The organism is Spirillospora sp. NBC_01491, assembly GCF_036227065.1.
GTDB classification, from domain to species: Bacteria; Actinomycetota; Actinomycetes; order Streptosporangiales; family Streptosporangiaceae; genus Spirillospora; species Spirillospora xylanilytica.
Map to the genome: position 1 here is coordinate 7,003,749 of NZ_CP109432.1, position 21,732 is coordinate 7,025,480.

General features: G+C 73.0%; 19 protein-coding genes, 3 tRNA genes and 1 riboswitch. Of the genes, 15 read left to right on the forward strand and 7 right to left on the reverse strand.

Annotated elements, in window-relative coordinates; all coding sequences use genetic code 11:
- Positions 1–296 precede the first annotated feature (296 nt).
- The 3 genes from OHA34_RS32520 (at position 297) to OHA34_RS32530 (ending at position 3,831) form a co-directional block, all read left to right on the forward strand.
- Positions 297–938 (forward strand): hypothetical protein, encoded by a 642-nt coding sequence (locus tag OHA34_RS32520; protein WP_285937510.1) that lies wholly within the window; start codon positions 297–299, stop codon positions 936–938.
- A 249-nt stretch (positions 939–1,187) separates the two neighbouring features.
- The gene (gene serA / locus OHA34_RS32525) at positions 1,188–2,777 is read left to right on the forward strand and encodes a phosphoglycerate dehydrogenase (RefSeq protein WP_285937509.1); all 1,590 of its coding nucleotides are present in this window, start codon (positions 1,188–1,190) and stop codon (positions 2,775–2,777) included.
- Between the two features lie 331 nt (positions 2,778–3,108).
- Positions 3,109–3,831 (forward strand): (2Fe-2S)-binding protein, encoded by a 723-nt coding sequence (locus tag OHA34_RS32530; protein ID WP_329519829.1) that lies wholly within the window; start codon positions 3,109–3,111, stop codon positions 3,829–3,831.
- 116 nt (positions 3,832–3,947) lie between these two features.
- Here the strand turns inward: OHA34_RS32530 and OHA34_RS32535 are convergent, their stop codons facing one another.
- The gene (locus tag OHA34_RS32535; RefSeq protein ID WP_329519830.1) at positions 3,948–4,694 is read right to left on the reverse strand and encodes a CbtA family protein; all 747 of its coding nucleotides are present in this window, start codon (positions 4,692–4,694) and stop codon (positions 3,948–3,950) included.
- Positions 4,695–4,713: 19 nt separating this feature from the next.
- Entirely contained in the window at positions 4,714–4,938 is a 225-nt protein-coding gene (locus OHA34_RS32540; RefSeq protein WP_285937506.1) for a CbtB domain-containing protein, read from the reverse strand.
- A 32-nt stretch (positions 4,939–4,970) separates the two neighbouring features.
- A riboswitch (cobalamin riboswitch) is annotated at positions 4,971–5,155 on the reverse strand.
- 119 nt (positions 5,156–5,274) lie between these two features.
- On the opposite strand from OHA34_RS32540, the gene OHA34_RS32545 reads away from it, so the two are divergent.
- From OHA34_RS32545 to OHA34_RS32560, 4 genes are all read left to right on the forward strand, one after another.
- Entirely contained in the window at positions 5,275–6,330 is a 1,056-nt protein-coding gene (locus tag OHA34_RS32545; RefSeq protein WP_285937505.1) for a 3-isopropylmalate dehydrogenase, read from the forward strand.
- 173 nt (positions 6,331–6,503) lie between these two features.
- Positions 6,504–7,607, forward strand: coding sequence for a branched-chain amino acid aminotransferase (locus tag OHA34_RS32550; protein ID WP_285937504.1), 1,104 nt, complete (start codon positions 6,504–6,506; stop codon positions 7,605–7,607).
- A 295-nt stretch (positions 7,608–7,902) separates the two neighbouring features.
- Positions 7,903–9,480, forward strand: a complete 1,578-nt coding sequence (gene cimA, locus OHA34_RS32555; RefSeq protein ID WP_329519831.1) for a citramalate synthase — start codon at positions 7,903–7,905, stop codon at positions 9,478–9,480.
- A 43-nt stretch (positions 9,481–9,523) separates the two neighbouring features.
- Positions 9,524–9,802 (forward strand): GNAT family N-acetyltransferase, encoded by a 279-nt coding sequence (locus tag OHA34_RS32560; RefSeq protein WP_329519832.1) that lies wholly within the window; start codon positions 9,524–9,526, stop codon positions 9,800–9,802.
- A gap of 7 nt (positions 9,803–9,809) precedes the next feature.
- Here OHA34_RS32560 and OHA34_RS32565 read toward each other — a convergent pair whose 3' ends face one another.
- Positions 9,810–10,172 carry an antibiotic biosynthesis monooxygenase family protein gene (locus OHA34_RS32565; RefSeq protein WP_285937500.1) on the reverse strand — a complete coding sequence of 121 codons (363 nt, stop codon included), beginning with the start codon at positions 10,170–10,172 and terminating at the stop codon, positions 9,810–9,812.
- 214 nt (positions 10,173–10,386) lie between these two features.
- On the opposite strand from OHA34_RS32565, the gene OHA34_RS32570 reads away from it, so the two are divergent.
- The 8 genes from OHA34_RS32570 (at position 10,387) to OHA34_RS32605 (ending at position 14,946) form a co-directional block, all read left to right on the forward strand.
- The gene (locus OHA34_RS32570; RefSeq protein WP_285937499.1) at positions 10,387–10,764 is read left to right on the forward strand and encodes a tetratricopeptide repeat protein; all 378 of its coding nucleotides are present in this window, start codon (positions 10,387–10,389) and stop codon (positions 10,762–10,764) included.
- A 112-nt stretch (positions 10,765–10,876) separates the two neighbouring features.
- Positions 10,877–12,007, forward strand: a complete 1,131-nt coding sequence (locus OHA34_RS32575; protein ID WP_329519833.1) for a cellulose binding domain-containing protein — start codon at positions 10,877–10,879, stop codon at positions 12,005–12,007.
- 42 nt (positions 12,008–12,049) lie between these two features.
- On the forward strand, positions 12,050–12,814 hold the full coding sequence (locus OHA34_RS32580) for a fumarylacetoacetate hydrolase family protein (protein ID WP_285937496.1): 765 nt from the start codon (positions 12,050–12,052) through the stop codon (positions 12,812–12,814).
- 70 nt (positions 12,815–12,884) lie between these two features.
- On the forward strand, positions 12,885–13,520 hold the full coding sequence (locus OHA34_RS32585) for a DUF2461 domain-containing protein (protein ID WP_285937495.1): 636 nt from the start codon (positions 12,885–12,887) through the stop codon (positions 13,518–13,520).
- Positions 13,521–13,663: 143 nt separating this feature from the next.
- Positions 13,664–13,735, forward strand: a tRNA-Gln gene (locus OHA34_RS32590).
- A gap of 447 nt (positions 13,736–14,182) precedes the next feature.
- The gene (locus OHA34_RS32595; RefSeq protein WP_329519834.1) at positions 14,183–14,440 is read left to right on the forward strand and encodes a hypothetical protein; all 258 of its coding nucleotides are present in this window, start codon (positions 14,183–14,185) and stop codon (positions 14,438–14,440) included.
- A 211-nt stretch (positions 14,441–14,651) separates the two neighbouring features.
- Positions 14,652–14,724: transfer RNA gene (locus tag OHA34_RS32600), tRNA-Glu, on the forward strand.
- A gap of 146 nt (positions 14,725–14,870) precedes the next feature.
- A tRNA-Glu gene (locus OHA34_RS32605) sits at positions 14,871–14,946 on the forward strand.
- A 43-nt stretch (positions 14,947–14,989) separates the two neighbouring features.
- On the opposite strand, the gene OHA34_RS32610 is transcribed toward OHA34_RS32605, so the two are convergent.
- The 4 genes from OHA34_RS32610 to OHA34_RS32625 all read right to left on the reverse strand — a co-directional run bounded on the left by OHA34_RS32610 (position 14,990) and on the right by OHA34_RS32625 (position 21,263).
- A complete protein-coding gene (locus OHA34_RS32610) occupies positions 14,990–17,101 on the reverse strand; it encodes an MMPL family transporter (protein WP_329519835.1) in 2,112 nt (703 codons plus the stop codon).
- A 116-nt stretch (positions 17,102–17,217) separates the two neighbouring features.
- Positions 17,218–17,844: an ArsR/SmtB family transcription factor gene (locus OHA34_RS32615; RefSeq protein WP_329519836.1), complete on the reverse strand. Its 627-nt coding sequence runs from the start codon at positions 17,842–17,844 to the stop codon at positions 17,218–17,220.
- Between the two features lie 84 nt (positions 17,845–17,928).
- Positions 17,929–19,005 carry a hypothetical protein gene (locus OHA34_RS32620; RefSeq protein ID WP_285937489.1) on the reverse strand — a complete coding sequence of 359 codons (1,077 nt, stop codon included), beginning with the start codon at positions 19,003–19,005 and terminating at the stop codon, positions 17,929–17,931.
- A gap of 134 nt (positions 19,006–19,139) precedes the next feature.
- Positions 19,140–21,263 carry a hypothetical protein gene (locus tag OHA34_RS32625; RefSeq protein WP_329519837.1) on the reverse strand — a complete coding sequence of 708 codons (2,124 nt, stop codon included), beginning with the start codon at positions 21,261–21,263 and terminating at the stop codon, positions 19,140–19,142.
- Positions 21,264–21,732 lie beyond the last annotated feature (469 nt).

The window sequence follows — 21,732 nt, forward strand, 5'->3', positions numbered from 1 at the left end:
ATGGTGCCGGTCAGAAAGCACGACCGGTGCAATAGACCTACCTTTTTCGCGTTGTTTGCCTGATACTAGAAGAAAGTCGCGACGGCCGCGGCCCTCCAGCGCACCAGCGCAAACACACCCCGTGACCGCTGCCGGAACGGCGGGGCGGAGTTCCATGCGAGGTGATCAGTCACTCGGGCCGGGAGTACGCCGAACCGCACGCCGGGAATTCGTCCCGCGCGCCGCATCGCCCCCGGTGGGTAAATCCCTTGACCGCATTGTGGTCCGCGGGCCGAATTACCGCGGGGAGTCGTGACATGGCGGCGGCGAGAGACGACGCCCCCGTCCCACGCCATGAGACCTGCGGGAAGGCGTGGATCGCGGCGCTGCGGCACGTCTGGTCGGCCGGCGAGGCCGGCATGGCCGACGGCGGGCCCATCATCGAGGGCCCGCCGCTCTGCTTCGAGGTCACCTCGTTGAGCTGGGAGGACCCCCTCCTGCGCGACCACGGGGACCACGCCCGGATCGTGCACTGGGCCAAAGAGCGGACCCGGCGCACCGTGAACGGCGTGTACGGCACGCGGCTGCGCGACCTCCAGGGCGTCGACCAGCTCGGCTGGGTCACCGGTCTGCTGCGCGCCCGCCCGTGGACGACCAGCGCGTGGATCTCGCTGTTGGTGCCCGGCGAGAACGCCGAGGACGTGCCGTGCCTGGTCGCGCTCTCGTTCCGGATTCGCGGCTACCGGCTGATCATGACCGCGATGTTCCGGTCGCAGAACGTCCTGCGCGGCTACCTGTCCTACATCCCGCTGCGCGGCGTCCAGGTGGGGGTCGCCGAGGAGCTGGGGCTCCCGCCCGGACCTCTGCGGATCTTCGTCGACGTCCCGCACGTGGAGGTGGCCGACGCCGAGCACGTCGCCTCGGTCCTGGCCTCCGTGCCCGAGCCCAACGCGGCCTGACGCGCTGGGCCGGGCGCCCCCGGGCGCCGGGGCCGGACGGTCCGGTGGTGCCCGCTCCGGACGGTCCGGTCTTCGGCGTGCGGAGGGCCGGATGACCTGACAAAACGGGGAATACCGGTGGGTGTCACCGCCGCCGCGAAGCGCCCGCCCCAACCGGGATAGACTCGCTCGGGGGCGAGGGCACGACGAGGTGACTCGCAACTTCGCTGCACATCACCCGCCGGAAACCGACTTTCAAAGGACTGTTCCTTGAGCAAGCCCGTCGTCCTCGTCGCAGAAGAGCTCTCACCGGCCGGCATCGCCGTCCTGGAGTCCGACTTCGAGGTCCGCCAGGTAGACGGCGCCGACCGCGCGCTGCTGCTGCCCGCCGTCGCCGACGTCGACGCCCTGATCGTCCGCAGCGCCACCAAGGTCACCGCCGAGGTGTTCCAGGCCGCCAAGAAGCTGCGCGTGGTGGCCCGCGCCGGCGTCGGCCTCGACAACGTCGACGTCGAGTCGGCCACCAAGGCCGGCGTCATGGTGGTCAACGCCCCGACGTCCAACATCGTCACCGCCGCCGAGCACGCCATCGCGCTGCTGCTGGCCACCGCCCGGAACGTGCCGCAGGGCCACGCCGCGCTCAAGCAGGGCGAGTGGAAGCGGTCCAAGTACACCGGCGTCGAGCTCCAGGGCAAGACCGTCGGCGTGCTCGGGCTCGGCCGCATCGGGGTGCTGGTCGCGCAGCGGCTCGCCGCGTTCGACATGAACGTGATCGCGTTCGACCCGTACGTGCAGGCCGCCCGCGCCGCGCAGCTCGGCGTGAAGCTCGTCACGCTCGACGAGCTGCTGCGCGAGAGTGACTTCATCACCGTGCACCTGCCCAAGACCCCCGAGACCCTCGGCCTCATCGGCGACCGCGAGCTGCACCTGGTCAAGCCGAACGTGCGCGTGATCAACGCCGCCCGCGGCGGGATCGTCGACGAGGAGGCGCTCGACCTCGCGCTCAAGGACGGCCGGGTCGCCGGCGCGGGCATCGACGTGTTCAGCTCCGAGCCCTGCACCGAGAGCCCGCTGTTCCACCACGACAACGTCGTGATCACCCCGCACCTCGGCGCCAGCACGCACGAGGCGCAGGAGAAGGCGGGCACCCAGGTGGCCCGCTCGGTCAAGCTGGCGCTGTCGGGCGAGTTCGTGCCCGACGCGGTCAACGTCCAGGGCGGCGCGGTCGCCGAGGACGTCAAGCCCGGCCTGCCGCTCGCCGAGAAGCTCGGCCGCATCTTCACCGCGCTCGCCGGCGGCGTGCCGGTCCGGCTCGACGTGGTGGTCCGCGGCGAGATCACCGGCCACGACGTCAAGGTGCTGGAGCTGGCCGCGCTCAAGGGCGTGTTCGTGGACGTGGTCGAAGAGGCGGTGACCTTCGTCAACGCGCCGCTGCTGGCCTCCGGCCGCGGCGTCGAGGTGACCCTCACCACCAGCGAGGACAGCCCCGACTGGCGCAACGTGGTGCAGGTGCGCGGCACGATGGCCGACGGCGCGGTGGTGTCGGTGTCCGGCACGCTCACCGGCCCGAAGCACACCGAGCGGATCATCGAGATCAACGGGTACGACATGGAGATCGTCCCGACCGCGCACATGGGCCTGTTCGCCTACACCGACCGTCCCGGCATCGTCGGCGCGGTCGGCAAGCTGCTCGGCGACGCCGGCATCAACATCGCCAGCATGCAGGTCGGCCGGGACGCCAAGGGCGGCAAGGCGCTGATCGCGCTCACCGTCGACTCGGCCGTCCCGCCGCAGCTGATCGACGCCATCGGCGCCGAGGTGGGCGCCGACATGGGCCGCCGGGTCGACCTGGAGGCCTGACCCCCGTCCGAGAGGCCGTGGTCCCCTTCGCGGGGCCACGGCCTTTTCGTTTCCGCAGGTGAGAGCGACTGATGTCTCATATCGTGAGAACATCCGCCACCGGTCGGGACACTTCGGGCGGGCGCGGGTACCGTGGTCGGAGGTCAGGTGTGAACCACGGTGGCCCGTGGCCATCCCCGCAGCCCAGCGACAGACGGAGCCCGCACATGAACGACGAGACCTTCACCGCGGCCGCCGACGACGCCCGGGAAGAGGCAGCCCGCGCCCTCCAGATCGCCCTCGACCGCCGTGACAACGGCGGCAGCCCGACCAAGTAGCGTCCGGAGGCTCGGTGCGGGTGGAGGGGGCCGAGGTCGCCCGGGTGCTGCGCGACGTGGCGCGGCTCGGCCCGTACTTCGAGGTCGTCACCGATCCGGCCGAAGAGGCCGATCCCACCTGGCGCCCGCTGCCCGAACGCGACACCGCGCGGCTCATCGGCCTGACCGACGCCTACGCCGAGCGGCTCGGTACCGGCGAGCGCCGGGTCGCGGCCTCGATCCTCTTCCAGGGCCTGGCGTCGCGCCTGTGGTCGCCCGTGGTCGCGGCGGCGGCCCAGGGCGTCGTCCCCGATCTGGGCGGGCTGCACTGGCGGTGGGCCCCCGGAGCGCCCATCGCGTTGTGGCTGAGGGATCCGGCCGGGCTGCGGACCGGCGACCCGGCCGGGCCGGTGCACCGCGAGGTCGTGGACGGGCAGCTCAGGCCGCTGCGCGAGACGATGCTGGGTTTCGTCCGGCTGGCCGACGGCCTGCTGTGGGGGAACGCGGCGTCCGCGCTGGCCGGCACGCTGCGGGTGGCCTCCGGCCGTCCCGGCATGGACGGCATGGACGGCCTGGTACGCGACCTGCTCGCCCGTGACCCCCTCACCGGTACGGGATCGTTCGACCACGGCGACTTCACCAGGCGGAGCTGCTGCCTCTACTACCGGGTGCCCCCGGAAGGCGGCCTGTGCGGCGACTGCGCGCTCAAGCGCCGCACGCCGGAGCCCGGCCCCGGAGCCCTGAGTCCCGGGCAGTGAGTCCTGGCCCTTGAGTCGTGGGTCCTGGGCAGTGAGGGCCTGGCCTGGGGCCTGAGTGCCGGGGCGGATGCGGCGCGCCGGCGTCGCCGATGGCACGCCGCATCCGGTGAGGCGTCTCAGGCGCCCGCGGGCACCGGCTCCGCCGCGGACCGCGCGTTGCGCTGGAACGCACGCTCGGTGAGGTAGCCGAACAGCAGGCCGAGCGTGGCCCAGAGCACCAGCTGAACGCCGAACGAGGCGACCCGGAAGTCCCACAGCACGGTGGCGGGGAAGCCGTCCGCCACCGCGTCGGGCTTGGGCGTGATCCGGTAGAAGACGGCGATCACGACGGCGAAGCCCACCGCCGTGACGATCGTCGCGTTCCAGCCGCCGAGCCCCGGCGCCAGCCGGTGCCGGGCGATCACCGCGGCGGTGGTGGCGAGGACGCCCAGCAGCACCATCCCGAAGTAGAGCGCGGTGCGGCTGCCGATCGTCTCGGGGTCGCCGACCGCCGGCGGCGTCGCCGGGTACTTCAGGAACGGCACCAGCTCGACGGCCACGAACCCGGCCAGCGCCACCACGCCCGCCGTCGCGCGGGCGCCGAGTGCGCCGAGCCGTCCGTGCGCGAACGCGAAGGCGATCGAGAACAGCCCGCCCAGCGCGACGCCGTAGAAGGCCATCGCGGTGATCAGGCCGCCGGTGCGCTGCATCGTGCGGCCGACCACCTCGGCCTCGTGCCCCTCGTGCGCCGTGTGCGCCTTGGCCTCCTCGTACGCGATCGCGTGGCCGACCTGCGGTTCGCCGTAGAGCCAGGCGATCAGCAGTGCGATCGCCGCGGCGGCCAGTCCGGCGAGCATGCCGCGGACCAGCAGGGATCTCATCATGATCTGGTTCGCCCGCCCGTCAGTGGCAGGGGAAGCCGAGCAGGTGCCGGCCGTCGTGGGTGAACTCGTGCACCCACGTGCCGCCGAACAGGGAGGTGGCGCCCTGCTCGGCGCCGACGAGGTAGATGAGCACCGCGGCCAGCGCCACGGCGAAGACCGCCCAGGGCAGGACGTCGCGGACGGGGACGCGCATCGGCGCCGGGCGCGGCTCGGCCTGCTGCGCGGGAATGGCTGACTGGGCCATGTCGGGTCTCCTCACGGGGTGCACTCGCCCCGGTTACGGGAGGACGACGGGTCAGTGTCCTGACTCCCAGCGCACCGCCTCCGCGGACGCTCCGGCCGAGGTGGCCGTGGTCGTGCCGCGGGGAGGCTCCCTGGTCACAGTGGCGGGACCGTCCTGGAATCGCACCAGGTTCCTGCGCACCGTCGCCTCTATGTGAACTTGTCGACCAGAGCGTCCTCTTTGGGGCGTCTCACGTCAAGTGGGGATCCGCGGTGGGACGGCGGCCCGGCCCGGCCTCGCGTATCGAATGGTGAGACCAATGCTCAAACACTGAGACGTTTGCAGTACAGTGCGCGCATGGCTTCCCGCAGCATCCGCCTGGCGGTCATCCCCGGCGACGGTATCGGTCCTGAGGTCGTCACCGAAGGGCTGAAGGTCCTCGACGCCGTCGCGCCCGTGAGCGACCTCGCCTTCGAGCGCACCTCCTACGATCTCGGCGCCGCCCGCTGGCACCGCACCGGCGAGACGCTCCCCGACTCGGTCCTGGAGGAGCTGCGCGGCCAGGACGTCATCCTGCTCGGCGCCGTCGGCGACCCGTCCGTGCCGAGCGGCGTCCTCGAGCGCGGGCTGCTGCTGCGCACCCGGTTCGAGCTCGACCACTACGTCAACCTGCGCCCGGTGAAGCTGTTCCCGGGCGTCGCGACGCCGCTGGCCGGGGTGGCCCCGGGCGACATCGACATGGTCGTCGTCCGCGAGGGCACCGAGGGCCCCTACACCGGCGTCGGCGGCGTGCTGCGCAAGGGCACCCGGCACGAGGTCGCCACGCAGGAGAGCGTCAACACCGCCTTCGGCGTCGAGCGGGTCGTCCGGTACGCGTTCGAGCAGGCCGCCGCCCGGCCGCGGCACAAGCTCACGCTCGTCCACAAGGACAACGTCCTCACCTTCGCGGGCGACCTCTACCAGCGCACCCTCAAGCGGGTCGCCGAGGAGTACCCGCAGGTCGCCACCGACTACCTCCACGTCGACGCGGCCACGATGTTCTTCGTCTCCCAGCCGCAGCGCTTCGACGTGGTGGTCACCGACAACCTGTTCGGCGACATCATCACCGACATCGGCGCCGCGATCGCCGGCGGCATCGGGCTGGCCGCCTCCGGCAACGTCAACCCCGACGGCACCGCCCCCTCGATGTTCGAGCCGGTGCACGGCAGTGCGCCCGACATCGCAGGCCAGGGCAAGGCCGACCCCACCGCCACGATCCTCTCGGCCGCCATGCTCCTGGACCACCTCGGCGCCACCGCCGCCGCCCGCCGCGTCGAGGAGGCGGTCTCCGCCGACCTCGCCGAGCGCGCCGCCCTCGGCACCCGCTCCACCGCGCAGGTCGGCGACGCGATCGCCAAGCGAGTATCCGGCTAGGGGCGCGCCTCTCCGACCGGTAGGACGATTCCGGGCGCGCCTCAGCGGCGCGCCCGGTTTTCCGTGTGCGCGCCGCGAGTGTGAGGGCAGGGCCAGACGAGTACGACAATAAGGACTAAGGAATGCCGTGCGGCTACGGGGCCGCCCCGGCGATCCGCGAGAGGATCCTCACGATGAGCACGACCCTGGACTTCGATCTCCGGCCCTCCGAGCGGCGGACGCCGGCCGCCGAGCGGGAGGCCGTGCTGGCCGACCCCGGGTGGGGCCAGTACTTCACCGACCACATGGTCACCATCCGCTACTCGGCCGAGAGCGGCTGGCACGACGCACGGCTCGAGCCGTACGCGCCGCTCGCGATGGACCCGGCCAGCCAGGTCTTCCACTACGCCCAGGAGCTGTTCGAGGGGCTGAAGGCCTACCGGCAGGCCGACGGGTCGATCGTGACCTTCCGCCCGTACATGAACGCCGCCCGGATGAACCGCTCGGCGCGGCGGATGGCGATGCCCGAGATCCCCGAGCAGCTCTTCGTGGACGCGCTGGAGGTGCTGGTCCGCGCCGACCGCGACTGGGTGCCGGACACCCAGGGCCACAGCCTCTACCTGCGGCCCTTCATGATCGCCACGACCCGGGCCCTCGGCGTCAACCGGCCGGCGCAGGAGTACCTGTTCGTCGTGATCGCCTCGCCGTCGGGCAACTACTACTCGGGCGGGATCAAGCCCGTCTCGGTGTGGCTCTCGCGGGACTACACCCGCGCGGCGCCGGGCGGCACCGGCGAGGCCAAGTTCGGCGGCAACTACGCCGCCTCGTTCGCCGGCCAGGCCGAGGCCGTCGAGCAGGGCTGCGACCAGGTCGTCTGGCTCGACGCGGTGGAGCACCGCTGGGTCGAGGAGGTCGGCTCGATGAACCTGATGTTCGTCTACGGCTCCGGCCCGGACGCCCGGCTGCTCACCCCGGCGCTCACCGGCACGCTGCTGCCCGGCATCACCCGCGACTCCATGCTCAGGCTCGCGCCCGATCTCGGCATCTCCGCCGAGGAGGGCAAGATCAGTATCGAGGAGTGGCAGGCCGGCTGCGAGTCGGGGCAGATCACCGAGGTCTTCGGCTGCGGCACCGCCGCGATCATCAGCCCGGTCGGCCACGTCAAGGGCACCGACCGCGCCTGGTCGATCGGCGACGGCGAGCCCGGCGAGGTCTCGATGCGGCTGCGCGAAGAGCTGATCGGCATCCAGTACGGCAGCCGGCCGGACCCGTACGGCTGGGTGCACGGGATCGCCTGAGCCCCGTCCGCCCGTCCGCCCGTCCGCCGTCCGCTTTTCGGGAGGCCCGGGGGCCCGTGCCCGCCACGGCGCACCGGGCCTCCGGGACGGCTCTCGTCTCGCCATGTGGGACGCCGTGTCCTGTCACTGGACCGGGTATGGCAGAATGGGAACCATCATGCGCCACAGCCTCGTCATTATCGGCTGGCGCGCCGGCATCTAACGGGACACCGTCGGCGCGCAGACCTCTCACGTCCGTGAGGGGTCTTTTTTGTGTCCCGGCGCCGAAACACCCATCCCTTGAAGGGGTCGCACCATGCACGGCGACGGATTCCACGTCTACGACACCACGCTGCGAGACGGGTCCCAGCAGGAGGGGCTCAACCTCACGGTCGCCGACAAGCTCGTCGTCGCGCGGCACCTCGACGACCTCGGCGTCGGCTTCATCGAGGGCGGCTGGCCCGGCGCCAACCCCAAGGACACCGAATTCTTCAGGCGGGCCCGGACCGAGCTCGACCTGAGGAACGCGCAGCTCACCGCGTTCGGCGCGACCCGCCGAGCCGGTGTGCGGGCCGCCGACGACCCCCAGGTGGCCGCCCTGCGCGACTCCGGCGCGCCCGTCGTGACCCTGGTCGCCAAGAGTCACGACCGGCACGTCGAACTGGCCCTCCGCACGACCCTGGAGGAGAACCTCGCGATGATCCGCGACACGGTCTCCCACCTGCGCGCGGAGGGCCAGCGGGTGTTCCTGGACGCCGAGCACTTTTTCGACGGCTACCTGGCCAACCGGGCGTACGCGCTGGAGGTCGTCCGGACCGCCGCCGAGGCCGGCGCCGACGTCGTCGCGCTCTGCGACACCAACGGCGGGATGCTGCCGGACGAGCTCGCGGACGTCGTGCACGAGGTGGTCTCGGTGAGCGCCCGTGTCGGCATCCACTGCCACGACGACTCCGGCTGCGCTGTCGCCAACAGCCTCGCCGCCGTCCGGGCCGGCGCCACCCACGTCCAGGGCTGCGCCAACGGCTACGGCGAGCGCAGCGGCAACGCCAACCTGTTCACCCTGGTCGGGAACCTCCAGCTCAAGCGGGGGATGCGGCTGGTCAGCGACGGCCAGCTCGCCGAGATGACCCGGATCGCGCACGCGGTCTCGGAGGTCACCAACGTCGCGCCGGCCTCCCAGCAGCCCTACGTCGGCGTGTCGGCGTTCGCGCACAAGGCCGGGCTGCACGCCTCGGCGATCAAGGTCGACCCGGACCTGTACCAGCACATCGACCCGGCCGCGGTCGGCAACGACATGCGGATGCTGGTCTCCAGCATGGCCGGCCGCGCCTCGGTCGAGCTGAAGGGCCGCGAGCTCGGCTACGACCTGTCGGGGGAGAAGGCCAAGGCCGTCGTCGCCCGGGTCAAGGAGCTGGAGTCCACCGGCTACACCTTCGAGGCGGCCGACGCCTCGTTCGAGCTGCTGCTCCGTGAGGAGCTCACCGGCGTCCGGCAGCGCCACTTCGAGATCGAGTCGTGGCGGTCCATCGTGGAGCGCCGCCCGGACGGCTCCATGGTCAGCGAGGCGACGGTGAAGCTGCGCGCCAAGGGCGAGCGGATCATCGCCACCGGCGAGGGCAACGGTCCGGTCAACGCCCTGGACAACGCGCTGCGCTCCGCGCTCGGCCGGCTCTACCCCGAGCTCGCCCGGCTGGAGCTGGTCGACTACAAGGTGCGGATCCTGGAGGGCACGCACGGCACCGGCGCCCGCACCCGGGTGCTCATCGAGTCCGGCGACGGCGTGCGCGAGTGGGGCACGGTCGGCGTCGAGGACAACGTCATCGCCGCCTCCTGGCAGGCGCTGGAGGAGGCCGTCACGTACTGCCTGCTCCACGCCGGCTACGAGGCCGGCTGACCGTCGGGGGAATCACCCTCGTCCGGCGGGCATTACAGGGGGCATGAGCAAAGAGATCAGCGACGACGCCGACCGGAGCCGCTACGAGATCCGGGTGGACGGCGCACTGGCCGGCTTCGCCGAGTACCGGCGGCAAGAGGGAGAGGTCGTGTTCACCCACACCGAGGTGGACTCGGCCTTCGAGGGGAAGGGCGTCGGCGGGGCGCTGGCCAGGGGAGCGCTGGACGACGTCCGGGCCAAGGGCCTGAACGCCGTCCCGCTCTGCCCGTTCATCAAGGGCTGGATCGAACGGCACCCCGACTACGCGGACCTGGTGGCCTGATTCCCGGTCAGCCGCCGGCGGGCTTGGGCGCGGCGCTCTCGACGACCTCGAAGCTCCACAGCTCGGACGCGCCGGCGGCCGGACCGCTCCCGCCGTGCCCGTGCCCCTGCCCCTGCCCGGCGCCCTCCTTGGCGGCGTCGGCGTGGCCCTTCCGGAACGACTGGCTCTCGGTCCAGCGCTGGAAGTCGTCCTCGCTGCGCCAGCGGGTGTAGACGAGGTAGCGGTCGGTGCCCTCCACGGGGCGCAGCAGCTCGAACCCCTCGAACCCGTCGGCGGACTCCACCAGCCCCGCCCGGCCGGCGAAGCGCCGCTCGAGCTCCGTACGCATCTCGGCGCTCACGGTCAGGACATTGATCTTCACTACGGACACGCTCGGCTCCTCTGGTCTGGTCTCGCCCACGGTATCGGCCCGGCCGGATCCCGCCCCGATCCGGCGCCGCGGCGGATCACCGCAGCACACGTTGAAATTTGCACTGAAATTGACTGAAAGGGTGGCGTACGGTGCGTTTGCCGGTCACGATGTACGGGCACGGTCGGACGTTCCGCCCGTGCGCCCCCCGCCACCGACGACCGGAGTGATCCCCATGCCTGTCCGACCCTGGAGCCCCGAGGACCTTGGGCGTCCCACGGACGGGTCGTGGGCCGACGTCGCGTTCGGGCTGGGCGAGATGTACGAGCGCGAGGGCGACCTCGAACAGGCCGCCGACTGGTTCCGCCGCGCGGCCGAATCGGACCGCGCCGACGCCGCGCTGCGGCTCGGCGGCGTCCTCGGCCGCCTCGCCGACGCCCGCCGCGGCCTGCCGGACGACACCGCCGAGGAGCTGCTGGCCGAGGCCACCCGCTGGCTCAGCGGGGCCAACGGCGCCACCACGCCCGACGCCATCGAGCTCATCACCGACATGCTCAACCGGCACCAGAGGCAGGCGGCGCGGCGCGGCCTGGAACCCGCTCCCGCGGGCTGAGCCGACCCACCCGAACCGAACCGTTCCGCCCGTCATCGAACAATGAGGACGGCGCACGGTGGAGGGTGACGAGTTGAGCGGCAGAGACTCCGGGTACGTACCCCCGGACCACATGACCACGGCGGACTTCGCGATCCCGGGCGGCCCGGCGCAGGACACGGCCGCAGATCCCGAGACGACCGCGCAGGACGTCGTCCCCGTCGACGAGGTGGACGACGATCCGCCGCCGTCCGGGCCGGCGGCCGGGCCCCCCGCCGGCAGCCCTGAAGACGAGATCGTTCCGCCGGAGCCCCCAGAGGCGCCCGCCCCCGAGGAGGCGCCCGCCCCTGCGGAGGTGCCCGCCCCTGCGGAGGTGCCCGAGCCGGCGCTTGTCAAGGCGCCCGCGCCCGCCGAGGTACCCGTGTCCGCGGAGGCGGCCCCGGCCCCGGCGTCCGTTGAGGTTTCGGAGCCTGCCGAGGTTCCGGAGTCCCCGGAGGCGCCGGTGGCCGTTTCGTCCAACGGTGGCGCGGTGAACGCGGCGGCTCAGTTCGCGCCGCCGCCCGCAGGGCCCCCGGCCGGTGGCGGGCCTGCGGTGCAGTCCACGATGGGCGCAGGGGCCGTTTCGAGGCCGTCCGGGGCAGGACGTCCGAAGGTGCTGGTCGCGCTCGTCGTGGCCGTTCTCGTCCTGTCGGTCGGAGCGCTGGTGGTCGTGCTGGTGGGCGGGGGCGACTCCGAGCCCAAGGAGGCCGCGCGGCCCGCATCGCCTTCCGCGGCACCCCAGAGCCCGACGGCGCCCGCGAAGGCAGGGGAGCCACGAGAACCCGCGAAGCCCGGGGCTCCGACGGGCCCGCAGACACCCGTGTCGCCGGAGGACTCCCCCGCCGGGGGGACGCCCCCGGCGGGGGAGGCGCCCTCCGGACCGCGGCAGTCCGGTCCGCCGGCCGGTGCCGTGGTCGACGGCGACGGGATCACCTACCAGCTCATGCAGAAGGACGAGGGCTACTTCGAGGGCAGGCTCGTCATCACCAACCAGGGTGCCGCGCCCATGGAGAGCTGGGAGATCACCTTCGAGGCGCCCGACGCCGACGTCCGGAACGTCTGGGGCGGGCAGCTCGACAGCGGCGGCGAGCAGGTGCGGATCAGCAGCCTCGGCACCGCCGCGCCGATCCCGGCCGGAGGGACCTGGGAGGTCCGGTTCGGCGCCGCCGGCACGGCGGGCGACCCGCGCGGCTGCCGGATCGGCGGGCGGCCCTGCGGGTTCTGACCCCGGGATGCCGTGGCCCGGGGCCGTACTAGGCTTCCCAGCATGCGTATCGCGAGGTTCTCCACCGATGAGGGCATGTCCTTCGGGGTGGTCGAAGAGAACACCATCGCCGCCGTCGCGGCGCATCCATTCGGCGAGCTGACCTTCACCGGGCGGCGCTACCCGCTCGACGACGTCCGGCTGCTGGCGCCGATCCTGCCGAGCAAGGTCATCGCGATCGGCAAGAACTACGCCGATCACGCGCGCGAGATGGGCGGCGAGCCGCCGGCCGAGCCGATCATCTTCAGCAAGCCGTCGACGGCGGTGATCGGCCCGCGCGAGACGATCGCCTACCCGCAGAGGCTGTCACAGCGCGTCGATTTCGAGGGCGAGCTGGCCGTGGTGATCGGCCGGATGGTCCGCGAGATCCCCGCCGCCCGCGCGGCCGAGGCGATCCTCGGCTACACCTGCGCCAACGACGTCACCGCCCGGGACCTCCAGGAGAGGGACGGGCAGTGGGCCCGGGCCAAGGGCTTCGACACGTTCTGCCCGCTGGGCCCGTGGATCGAGACCGAGGTCGACCCGTCCGATTTGGCGATCTCCACCTCGGTCAACGGCGAGGTCCGGCAGGACGCCCGGACGTCCCAGCTCCTGCACGGGATCCCCGAGCTCGTCGAGTACGTCAGCCAGGTCATGACGCTGCTGCCCGGCGACGTCATCCTGACCGGCACCCCGGCCGGCGTGGGGCCGCTGGAGATCGGCGACGAGGTGACGGTGTCCGTCGAGGGCGTCGGCGACCTCACCAACCGGGTCGTCGCCCGCGACTGAACGCGCTGTTGTCGTACGGCGTCCCTAGGGTGGTCCTCCGGGGACGCCGTAGGACGGGGAGGGGACTGCCGTGGCATTCAGCGGCTTCGACGACGCGGCCTTCGAGTTCTACGAGGGCTTGCAGGCCGACAACGGCAGGGCCTACTGGACGGCGCACAAGCAGACCTACGAGCGGCACGTGCGCGATCCGCTGGGCGAGCTGTGCGCCGAGCTGGAGGACGAGTTCGGCCCGGCCAAGCTGTTCCGGCCCTACCGCGACGTACGGTTCAGCAAGGACAAGACCCCCTACAAGACCCATCAGGGCGGCATCACCGGCGAGGGCTTCTACGTCCAGGTCGACGCCGACGGGCTGATGGTCGCGGGCGGCCTGTTCGCGCCCGCGCCCGAGCAGCTCCGCCGCTACCGGGCCGCCGTCGGGTCCGACATCTCCGGCAAGGAGCTGGAGGCGATCGTCGACGGGCTGCGCGCGGCCGGTATGGAGATTGACGGCGACCGGCTCAAGACCCGTCCCCGCGGAACCTCCGCCGACCACCCGCGGCTGCCGCTGCTGCGGCACCGCTCGCTCTACGCGCACGAGGGCTGGCCGGCCGACCCGTGGATGCGGACGGGCGAGGTCGTCGACCGGGTCCGCGCGTCCTGGCGCGTGCTCCGTCCGCTGGTCGACTGGGGCAACGCCCACGTGGGCCCGCCCGACTTCAGTCGCTGACCGGTGCCGAAAAGCCTGTGAGCAGGGGATTCTCGGGGTACGCCGGGCCTGTCGGGCCATCGTTTTGGTCCAGGTCCCCTGGTCCTGTATTCTCCTTGAGGCGCGAGCGACCGGGCGGAAACGACCGGGAGTGAGTACCGCACTGGGGTATGGTGTAATCGGCAGCACGACTGATTCTGGTTCAGTTAGTCTAGGTTCGAGTCCTGGTACCCCAGCAAAATTCTCACTAGGCCGCAGTCTCCCGGGAGACTGCGGCTTTCGTGTTTCTGGGCCTCCGTGGGAACGCAGGGGGAACGACCCCGGACCGCGCCCGGTCATCGACGCGAGCGGACTCTCGGTGGCCTTCACTTTCGCCGGGTTCGGCAAGCGGCATTTTGATGACCGGTAGGCGGCTGCCTCTTGATCACCGGCTGTCGATCTTGCCAAGATTAGGCGATTCGCTTCGCGCGCCGCATCACGTCCCTCAGGAGTGACCGGCCCGGGGTGAAGAGCTTCATCGACATCCCCGTGCATTGGAGACAGCCATGAATCGTCGATCGATCCTCGCCGGCTTGGGTGCGGTGGCGTCTATCACCTGCCTGCTCGCCCCGACTCCGGCCCACGCCGCGAGCGGTCAGGTCTACGCGTGGCTCCCCTCGGGCAGCACTGGCTATGGATCATTCGTGCCGAACGGGGACCAACTGGTGGTCGACGACTACACGCCGGCCGGTGGCTGGCGGGTGCGAGCCTCAGTCCAGAAGTACAACTCGGGCAAGGACGCGTGGCAGGCCCTGTTCTCCTGCACCGCGAAGGAGGGGCAATCGGTCCCGACCAAGTGCGCGCAGGACATTCCCGAAGGCACCTTGGTCCGCGTCCACGTCTGGATGTACGAGGGCAGCAACACCAAGTGGGACGCCTACAGCGCCACGACCCACGCCTGAGATCCTGCTCAAGACGTACACGAGTGCCGGTGGCAGCCGGACATCCCTGGACGATCACGCATCGGGTTCCGGCCGCTGCCCGACCGGTCGGAACCCGTTTTGCATGGTGGTGATCAGGCGCTACAGTAGGGGCCGTTGGGGACGAGGCCGGATGCCGGTTCGAGTCCTGGTACCCCGGCTTCGTCCGCCCCGGTCGGACGATCAAGTTCAGGCCCCCGTCGTCTAGTGGCCTAGGACGCCGCCCTCTCAAGGCGGTAACGGCGGTTCGAATCCGCTCGGGGGTACACGGCAGTTGACCCGGATCATCGATCCGGGTCTTTTGTTTTCACGGCGGTCCGCCGGTGAGAATCCGGTTCGATGAACGCGGGAACGTCCGCTAAGCTGGGGCACGCCCGAGCGGGAGACCGCGAGGGCCGAGAACGTGAGCCTGGCCCCCGTCGTCTAGTGGCCTAGGACGCCGCCCTCTCAAGGCGGTAACGGCGGTTCGAATCCGCTCGGGGGTACCACGGAAAAGCCCTGATCATCATCTTGATGATCAGGGCTTTCGCATTATCCGGTGCGGGTGCGGGTGCGGGTGCGGACCTGGCCTTGGGCGTGAGTGCGGTCGCGGGTGTGAACGAGCCGTCCGGGCCACCAGAAGAGCCGGCCGGCGTCCAGCGCCAGGGCGGGCACCATGATCGAGCGGACCAGGAAGGTGTCGAGCAGCACGCCGAGCGACACCAGCACCCCGACCTGCACCATGAAGGTGACCGGCATGACGCCGAGCACCCCGAAGGTGGCCGCCAGCACCAGTCCGGCGCTGGAGATCACCCCGCCGGTGACGGCCAGCCCGCGCAGCACCCCGGCGCGGTGGCCGGCGCGGGCGGCCTCCTCGCGGACGCGGGAGACCAGGAACAGGTTGTAGTCGACGCCGAGCGCCACCATGAACAGGAAGCCCATCAGCGCGACCTGGACGTCCAGCGCCGGGAACCCGAACGCGTGCCGGAACAGCAGCCAGGCGCCGCCGAGGGCCGCGAAGTAGGAGGCCACCACCGTCGCCATCACCAGCAGCGGCGCGACCAGCGCCCGCAGCAGCACCATCAGGACGAGCAGCACGACGGCCAGCACCAGCGGGATCACCACGCGGCGGTCGTGGTCCTGGGCGGCGGCGAGGTCCAGCTCGCTCGCGGCCCCGCCGCCGACGACCGCGCCGGGCACCGCGGCGAGGGCCCGCCGGACCTCGCGCACCGTGCGCTCGGCGGCGGGGCTGTCGGACGCGTCGGCCAGCACGGCCTCCGTCCCGACCAGGCGCCCGTCGGCGGACGGGACGGCCGGGCCGACGTGTTCGACGCCCGGCACGGCGGCGACGGCCGCGGTGAGCGCGGGCCCGGCGGGCGCGTCCGCGATGATCCGCAGGGGGCGGCTCCGGTCGCCGGGGAAGTGCGCGGCGGCGAGCCGCTGGCCGGTCATCGAGCTCGGCGTGCTGGTGAGGAAGTGCTCGCGGTCCAGCCCGGTGTGGACGCCGAGGGCGCCGGCGGCGAGGGCGCCGAGGACGGCCAGGCAGCCGATCCAGACCAGGCGGGGGCGGGGGCCGATGGCGCGGCCGATCCGCTCCCAGACGCCCGCGCGGGCGGGGGCCGGGTCGCCGAACCGGGGGATCCGGGGCCAGAACACCCACCGTCCGAGGATCACCAGCAGCGCCGGGAGCAGGCTCATCACCACCACGAGGCCGCCGAGCACGCCGATCGCGCCGATCGGGCCGAGCGCGTAGTTGAACCCCATCCGCGCGGCGAGCAGGCAGAGCAGCCCGAGGCTCACCGTGGCCGCGGACGCGACGATCGGCGCGGTGGCGCGGCGCAGCGCGGCGCGCATGGCCGCGTGCCGGTCCTCGTGGCCGCGCAGCTCCTCGCGGTAGCGGGCCAGCAGCAGCAGCGCGTAGTCGGTGGTGACGCCGAACACCAGGGCGTTCAGGATCGCCGACATCCCGTCGGCCACGTACAGCCCGGCGTGCTTGCCCAGCAGGTACACCACCGCGCTGGTCACCTGGAGCGAGACCGCCGCGCTGAGCAGCGGCAGCAGCCACAGCAGGGGGCTGCGGTAGGTCACCAGCAGCACCAGCATGACCAGCAGCGCGGTGATGATCAGCAGCGTCGAGTCGACCTTGCCGTAGGCGTCGCCCATGTCGAGGGCGTTCCCGGCGGGGCCGGTCAGCTCGGTGCGGAGGCCGGGCGGCGCGTTCAGGTCCGCCTGGTCGCGGACCTTCTCGGCGTGGCTGGTGAGCGCGCCGTCGTCGGCGAGCGGGACGGTGAGGAGCAGCGCCTCGCCGTCCTTGGACGGGGCGGCGGTCCCGATCCGTCCGGCGGCGATGGGGGAGAGGGCGCGGCGGTCCGCCTCGGCCTTCGCCCTGTCGGCGGCGGTGAGGCCGCCTGCGCGGGCGTAGACGACGATGCCGGGGGCGAGTTCCCCGCCGCGGAAGCGGGGGTTCAGCTCCTCGACCCGGGTGGAGTCCGCACCGCGGGGGAGTTCTGACGCCGACTTGCTCTGCACGACGTCGGAGAGCTTCCCGGCGTAGGGGACGGCGATGGCGACGAGCGCGACCCAGAGCAGCAGGACCGCCCATTTCGCCCGCCGTCCGGACGGGAGGCCCGGCAGCCTGCCGGGGAGTTTGCGTGAGAGCAGCACGAGGTGCTCTCCTTTCCGGGGGGAGGTTCGTACACGTTGGAACACGCCTTCGGCGTGGTGATGCGGGCTTCCTCGCGCCCGGGTCGTCGAGCGGCCACTCGACGACCCGGGCCTTCTCACGTCCGGCCCGGCTCCTTCCCGGGCGGGCCCGGCCCGGTCCCGCCCGCTTCGAGTTCGGCGTCGCTGACCGCGGGGAATGCACGGAACCGCACGTGGAACGTACGGGCGTCCGGCGGCGGGTCTTCGTCGCGGGCCTTGTACCGGTAGAGCAGCGCGATGTAGTCCTCGAAGAACGGGCGGACCTGCTCGGGCGTGAGGCTGACCGTCGCGAACGAGAACAGCAGCGCCTCGCCGAGCTCGCCCATCCCGCCGCGTGCGCGCTGGAACCGGTCGAGCATCTCCATCTCGCTCGCGAACTCCAGCCGGGCGACCTTGTCGACGGCCTCCCGCATCTCGGCGGACTGGGCGCTGTGGGGCGGGACGCGCCGGTCGCCCGGCACCGCCCGCCACCAGCGCTCGCGGCCCTGCCCCAGTTCGGGCACCTCCTCGACGAAGCCGTGCTTGGCGAGCTGGCGCAGGTGGTAGCTGGTCGCGCCGGTGCTCTCGCCGAGGGCGCGGGCGAGCGAGGTCGAGGAGACCGGCCCCTTGCGCATGATCTCGGCGATGCGCTGCCGGAGCGGGTGGGCGAGCAGCCGCACCTGCTGCGGATCGGTCATCTCCTGAGGTGGCGGTCGTTCGGTCATGGGTCGAGACTAGATCTTACAAAGAGCGTTTGCAAATAGCCTTGGCAAAGACTCTTTGCAAATCGCCGTCGGGCCGGCGGCGGGTCAGAACCCGTCGTCGCGGTCGACGGCGGCGTGCCAGTGCAGGCGGGCGAGCGCCTCCGCGCGGGGCAGCGTGGGGACGGTCCCGCCGGTCTCGGCGAGCGTGCCGGACGGGCCCGCGGTGCAGGTCCGGCCGTGCGGCCAGGGCCCGAGCATCAGCGCGACGAGGCGGTGGGCGGGCCCGCGCCGGACGAGCGAGAGGATCGTCTCGTCGTCCTCGCCGGGGGTGCAGATCCAGTACGTGGCGGGCGGCCGGTGCCCGCCGGTGGGGCTGAGGTCGGGGTTGGCCAGTTCGGCCTCGGTCATCAGCATCTCCAGCTCCAGATGCTCGACGGCCTCCGCCAGGAGGCCGCAGACGTGCAGCCGGGATTCCAGCGACTGCCGGACGGCCTCGTCGAGCTCGCCCCCGAACAGCCGGTTCAGCTCGCGCCGGGAGATGACGACCCTGGTGTGCGGGGACTCGCGGGTCAGCAGCTCGACCAGGACGGCGCGGACGAAGCCGTCCGCGCCGGGCCCGGCGACCGCGAGCCCGGCCGGGTGCGCGAGGTCGGACAGCACGTCGGCGGCGGAGGGGGAGCGGTCCTCGGCGGCGTCGGCGGGCCGCGGGCGCGGGCGCGGCTCGGGGTCGGGGGGAAGGGGCGGGCGCTCCGGGCGCCGCCACCGGGAGGAGAACGGCCATCGTCGCGAGGACGCGTGCGGGCGCGAGGACGACGTCCCGCTCAGCCGCTGATGCAGCACGAACGCCGCGACGAGCAGGGCGACGGCGATCACCGTGGGCAGCGCGCCGCGGACCCGGCCGCCCTCTTCCGCCATGTCCGGGGGAGGGGGCGCCGCGGCCGGTTTCGAGGCCGGTTTCGAGTGGAGGGGCCCGCACAGCGGTTCCCGGCGGGACGGCGGCGTCACCGTGCCCGGTCCGGAGCCGTGGCCGAGACGCGCGGTGGCCGCCGGCGTCGCGGTCCCCGCCGCGTCCGGGACGGTCTCGGCCCAGGCGGCCGGGGGCGCGAGGAGCAGGGCCCCGGTCAGCGGCGCCCCGGCGAGCGCCCGCCGCAGCAGGGCATGGCGAGCCTGGCGAACCGTCACAGTGCCACTCCCCCGATGATGACCCGCGATCAGTGACCCGATGTAATCAGCGGCCGGCGGTCAGGTGGTTCCGACACGGCGGGCGCGGACGAAGGTTGGTGATCTGGTGTCCGATCAGGGAATCCGCTGTCCGGCTAGGGAAGGGGCGTGCGCCAGAGGGTCGGGGCGGTGCCGTCGGTGCCGACCGCCAGCAGGTCGCCGCCCACCGCGGTGAGCCCGGTCAGCCGCTGCGCGCCGTCGCCGTCGAGGCCCTTGCCGTGCGGGCGGATCGCCCGCCATGAGGCCCCGTCGGGGGAGGCCCACAGCGCGACGTCCGTGCGGCCCTGCCCGGACGGTTCGCCCGCGATCACGAAGCCGCGCGGGCCGGCGAGCACGGACGTGACGGCGGCGGCCTGGAGCGCCTGCGCCCGCCAGGTCCTGCCGCCGTCGGTGGACGTGGCGGCGAAGCCCTGGCCGTTCCCCTCGCCGAGCGCCACGACCGTGTCGCCGCGCGCGGCGACGTGGGTGAAGGCGGCCGAGGTGACGCCCGCGGGGAGCGCGGGGCCGCCGGTCGCGGTCCACTCCTTGCCGTCGGGCGAGGTCCAGGCGGCGAGCCTGCCGTCCTTGTGCCCGCCGACCGCCACGTAGCCGCTGGAGACCGCGGCGATGTCGAGCATGCGCGCGTCCTTGAGGTCGCCGCCTCCGGCGGCGGTCCAGCGCCTGAGATCGGCCGAGTGCCAGGCGGTGGCGGACCCGCCCGCGGACCCGACGGCCACGTAGCCCTGCGGGCCGTACGCGGCGCCCGACAGCTCGCCGTCGCCGGGGACGGGCAGCGTCGCGGGCTTCCACGCGGTGCCGTCGGCGGACGTGAGCAGGATCGGCGGGCCGTGTTCGGCGCCGCGTCCCGCCGCGATCCAGCCGCTCGGGCCGTATGCGGCGGCGGCCAGTCGCTGGAGGCCCGGACCGGTGAGGCCGGATCCGCCGGCGCGGGTCCAGGCGGCGCCGTCCCTGGTGGTCCACACGGCCGCGTCGCCGCCGCCGCTGCCGACGGCCAGGGTCGTCCCGCCCGCGGAGGCGAGCCGGGTCAGCGTGCGGTCGGGCGTGACGGCGCCGGGGACGCCGAGCAGGTCGATGTCGCCGCGCCGGGCGCCGGGCGCGGTCAGGTAGGCGCCGGTGTCCTGGCGTCCGGCGACCAGTACGCCCTTGGGCAGCGCCGCCGCGCCGGCCGCGTCCCGTCCGCCGTCGGTGGGCAGCCGCTCCACGTTCTGCCAGGTGACGCCGTTGTCGCTGCGCTGCACCGCGACCCGCCCGTCGGTCAGCGGGAGGAGCGCGGCGATCCCGGCGTCGGAGCCGCCGAGCGCGGCGAGCCGCTTGTAGGTGCGGCGGTCGGTCGTGCTCGAACGCGACCAGCTCACCCCGTCGGCGGACCGGAAGAACACCGCGAGGCCGCGCTTGTCGGACCCCTTGGACCCGCCGCCGGTGCGGTGGCCCTCACGGGCGGCGTAGAAGCCGCCGGGACCCGCGGTCAGGGCGACGACCCGGCCGTACGATCCGTCGCTCTGCGGGATCTCGACGAGGCTCCAGGTGCGTCCGGCGTCGGCGGACCGCCACAGCTCGTGCTCGCCGTCGCCCTGCACGACGAGAGCGCCGCCGCTCGCGGCGAGCTGTACGGGCCGCGCGCCTTTGGCGTCCGGCAGGGACAGCGCGGCCCGCTGCCAGGCGACCCCGTCGGTGGAGGTCCACAGCAGCGGCTGCCCCTCCTTGGCCGCGCCCACGGCGGCGAAGCCGGAGGAGGTCGCGGCCAGGGACGCGACCTTGTCGCCGTCGTTGAACACGGCCTTGTCGCCGGCATGGTGCGTCCACGTGCGGCCGTCCGTGCTGGTCCACGCGGCCATGCCGGACGGGCCGCCGCCGAGCGCCGCCCAGGACCTCCCGCCCGCCGCGACCACCCGGGGGACGTCGCCGGACGCGTCCGCGCCGTTCTCGGCCCTGACCTCGGCGGCCCCCCACTGGCGGCCCCCGTCGGTCGACACCAGGAACTGCCCGCGCGTCCGGTCGACGGTCTCGCTGCCGACGGTCACGGCGACGCCGCCGCGCACCGCCACACCGCTGATGTCCTGCTCGTGGCCGTCGTACAGCGCGGGCGGCACCGAGAAGATCTGCTCGGCCCGCCGGGCCCCCGCGGTGGGCGCGACCGCGGTGCCGCCGCCGGAACCGCCGTCGCGGACCAGGTAGACGCCGCCGCCGACCGCCATGGCGAGCAGTGCCGCGACCGCCACGCCGGACCGCATCCCCGGCCGGAAGACCCGCTGCGGGCCGGTCCCCGGGGGCGTCGGCGTCGCGTGCGGCCTCCGGAACTGCCCGCCGCGCGCCGCGGGGGGACGCCCCTGCGTGCGTTGTGCAGTCGGTGGGGGCGGGGGTTGTGTTTGCGCTTGCGCTTGTGGAGGGCGTGGTGCCTGGGGCAGACGCGCTTGAGTCGGGCCCGCTTGAGCCGGAGGGGGCGGTGTTCGTGCCGGTGGCCATGGCGTCGGTGCTGTCACGGGGGCCGGTGGCCTGGGTGCGGGGGCCGCTGGAGGTAGGGGAGGGGGCGCCGGTGGCGCGGGAGGTGAAGGGGGCGGAGCCGGAGGCGGCGGTGCCTGTGGCTGTGGCCGAGCCCGCGCGGGTTCATTTCGCCAGCTTGCGACCAGCTTGTCGTCGCTGGTGTCGTCGTAGCGCGCCCGGACGGGGCGGGCGGACGCGTCCTGGCCC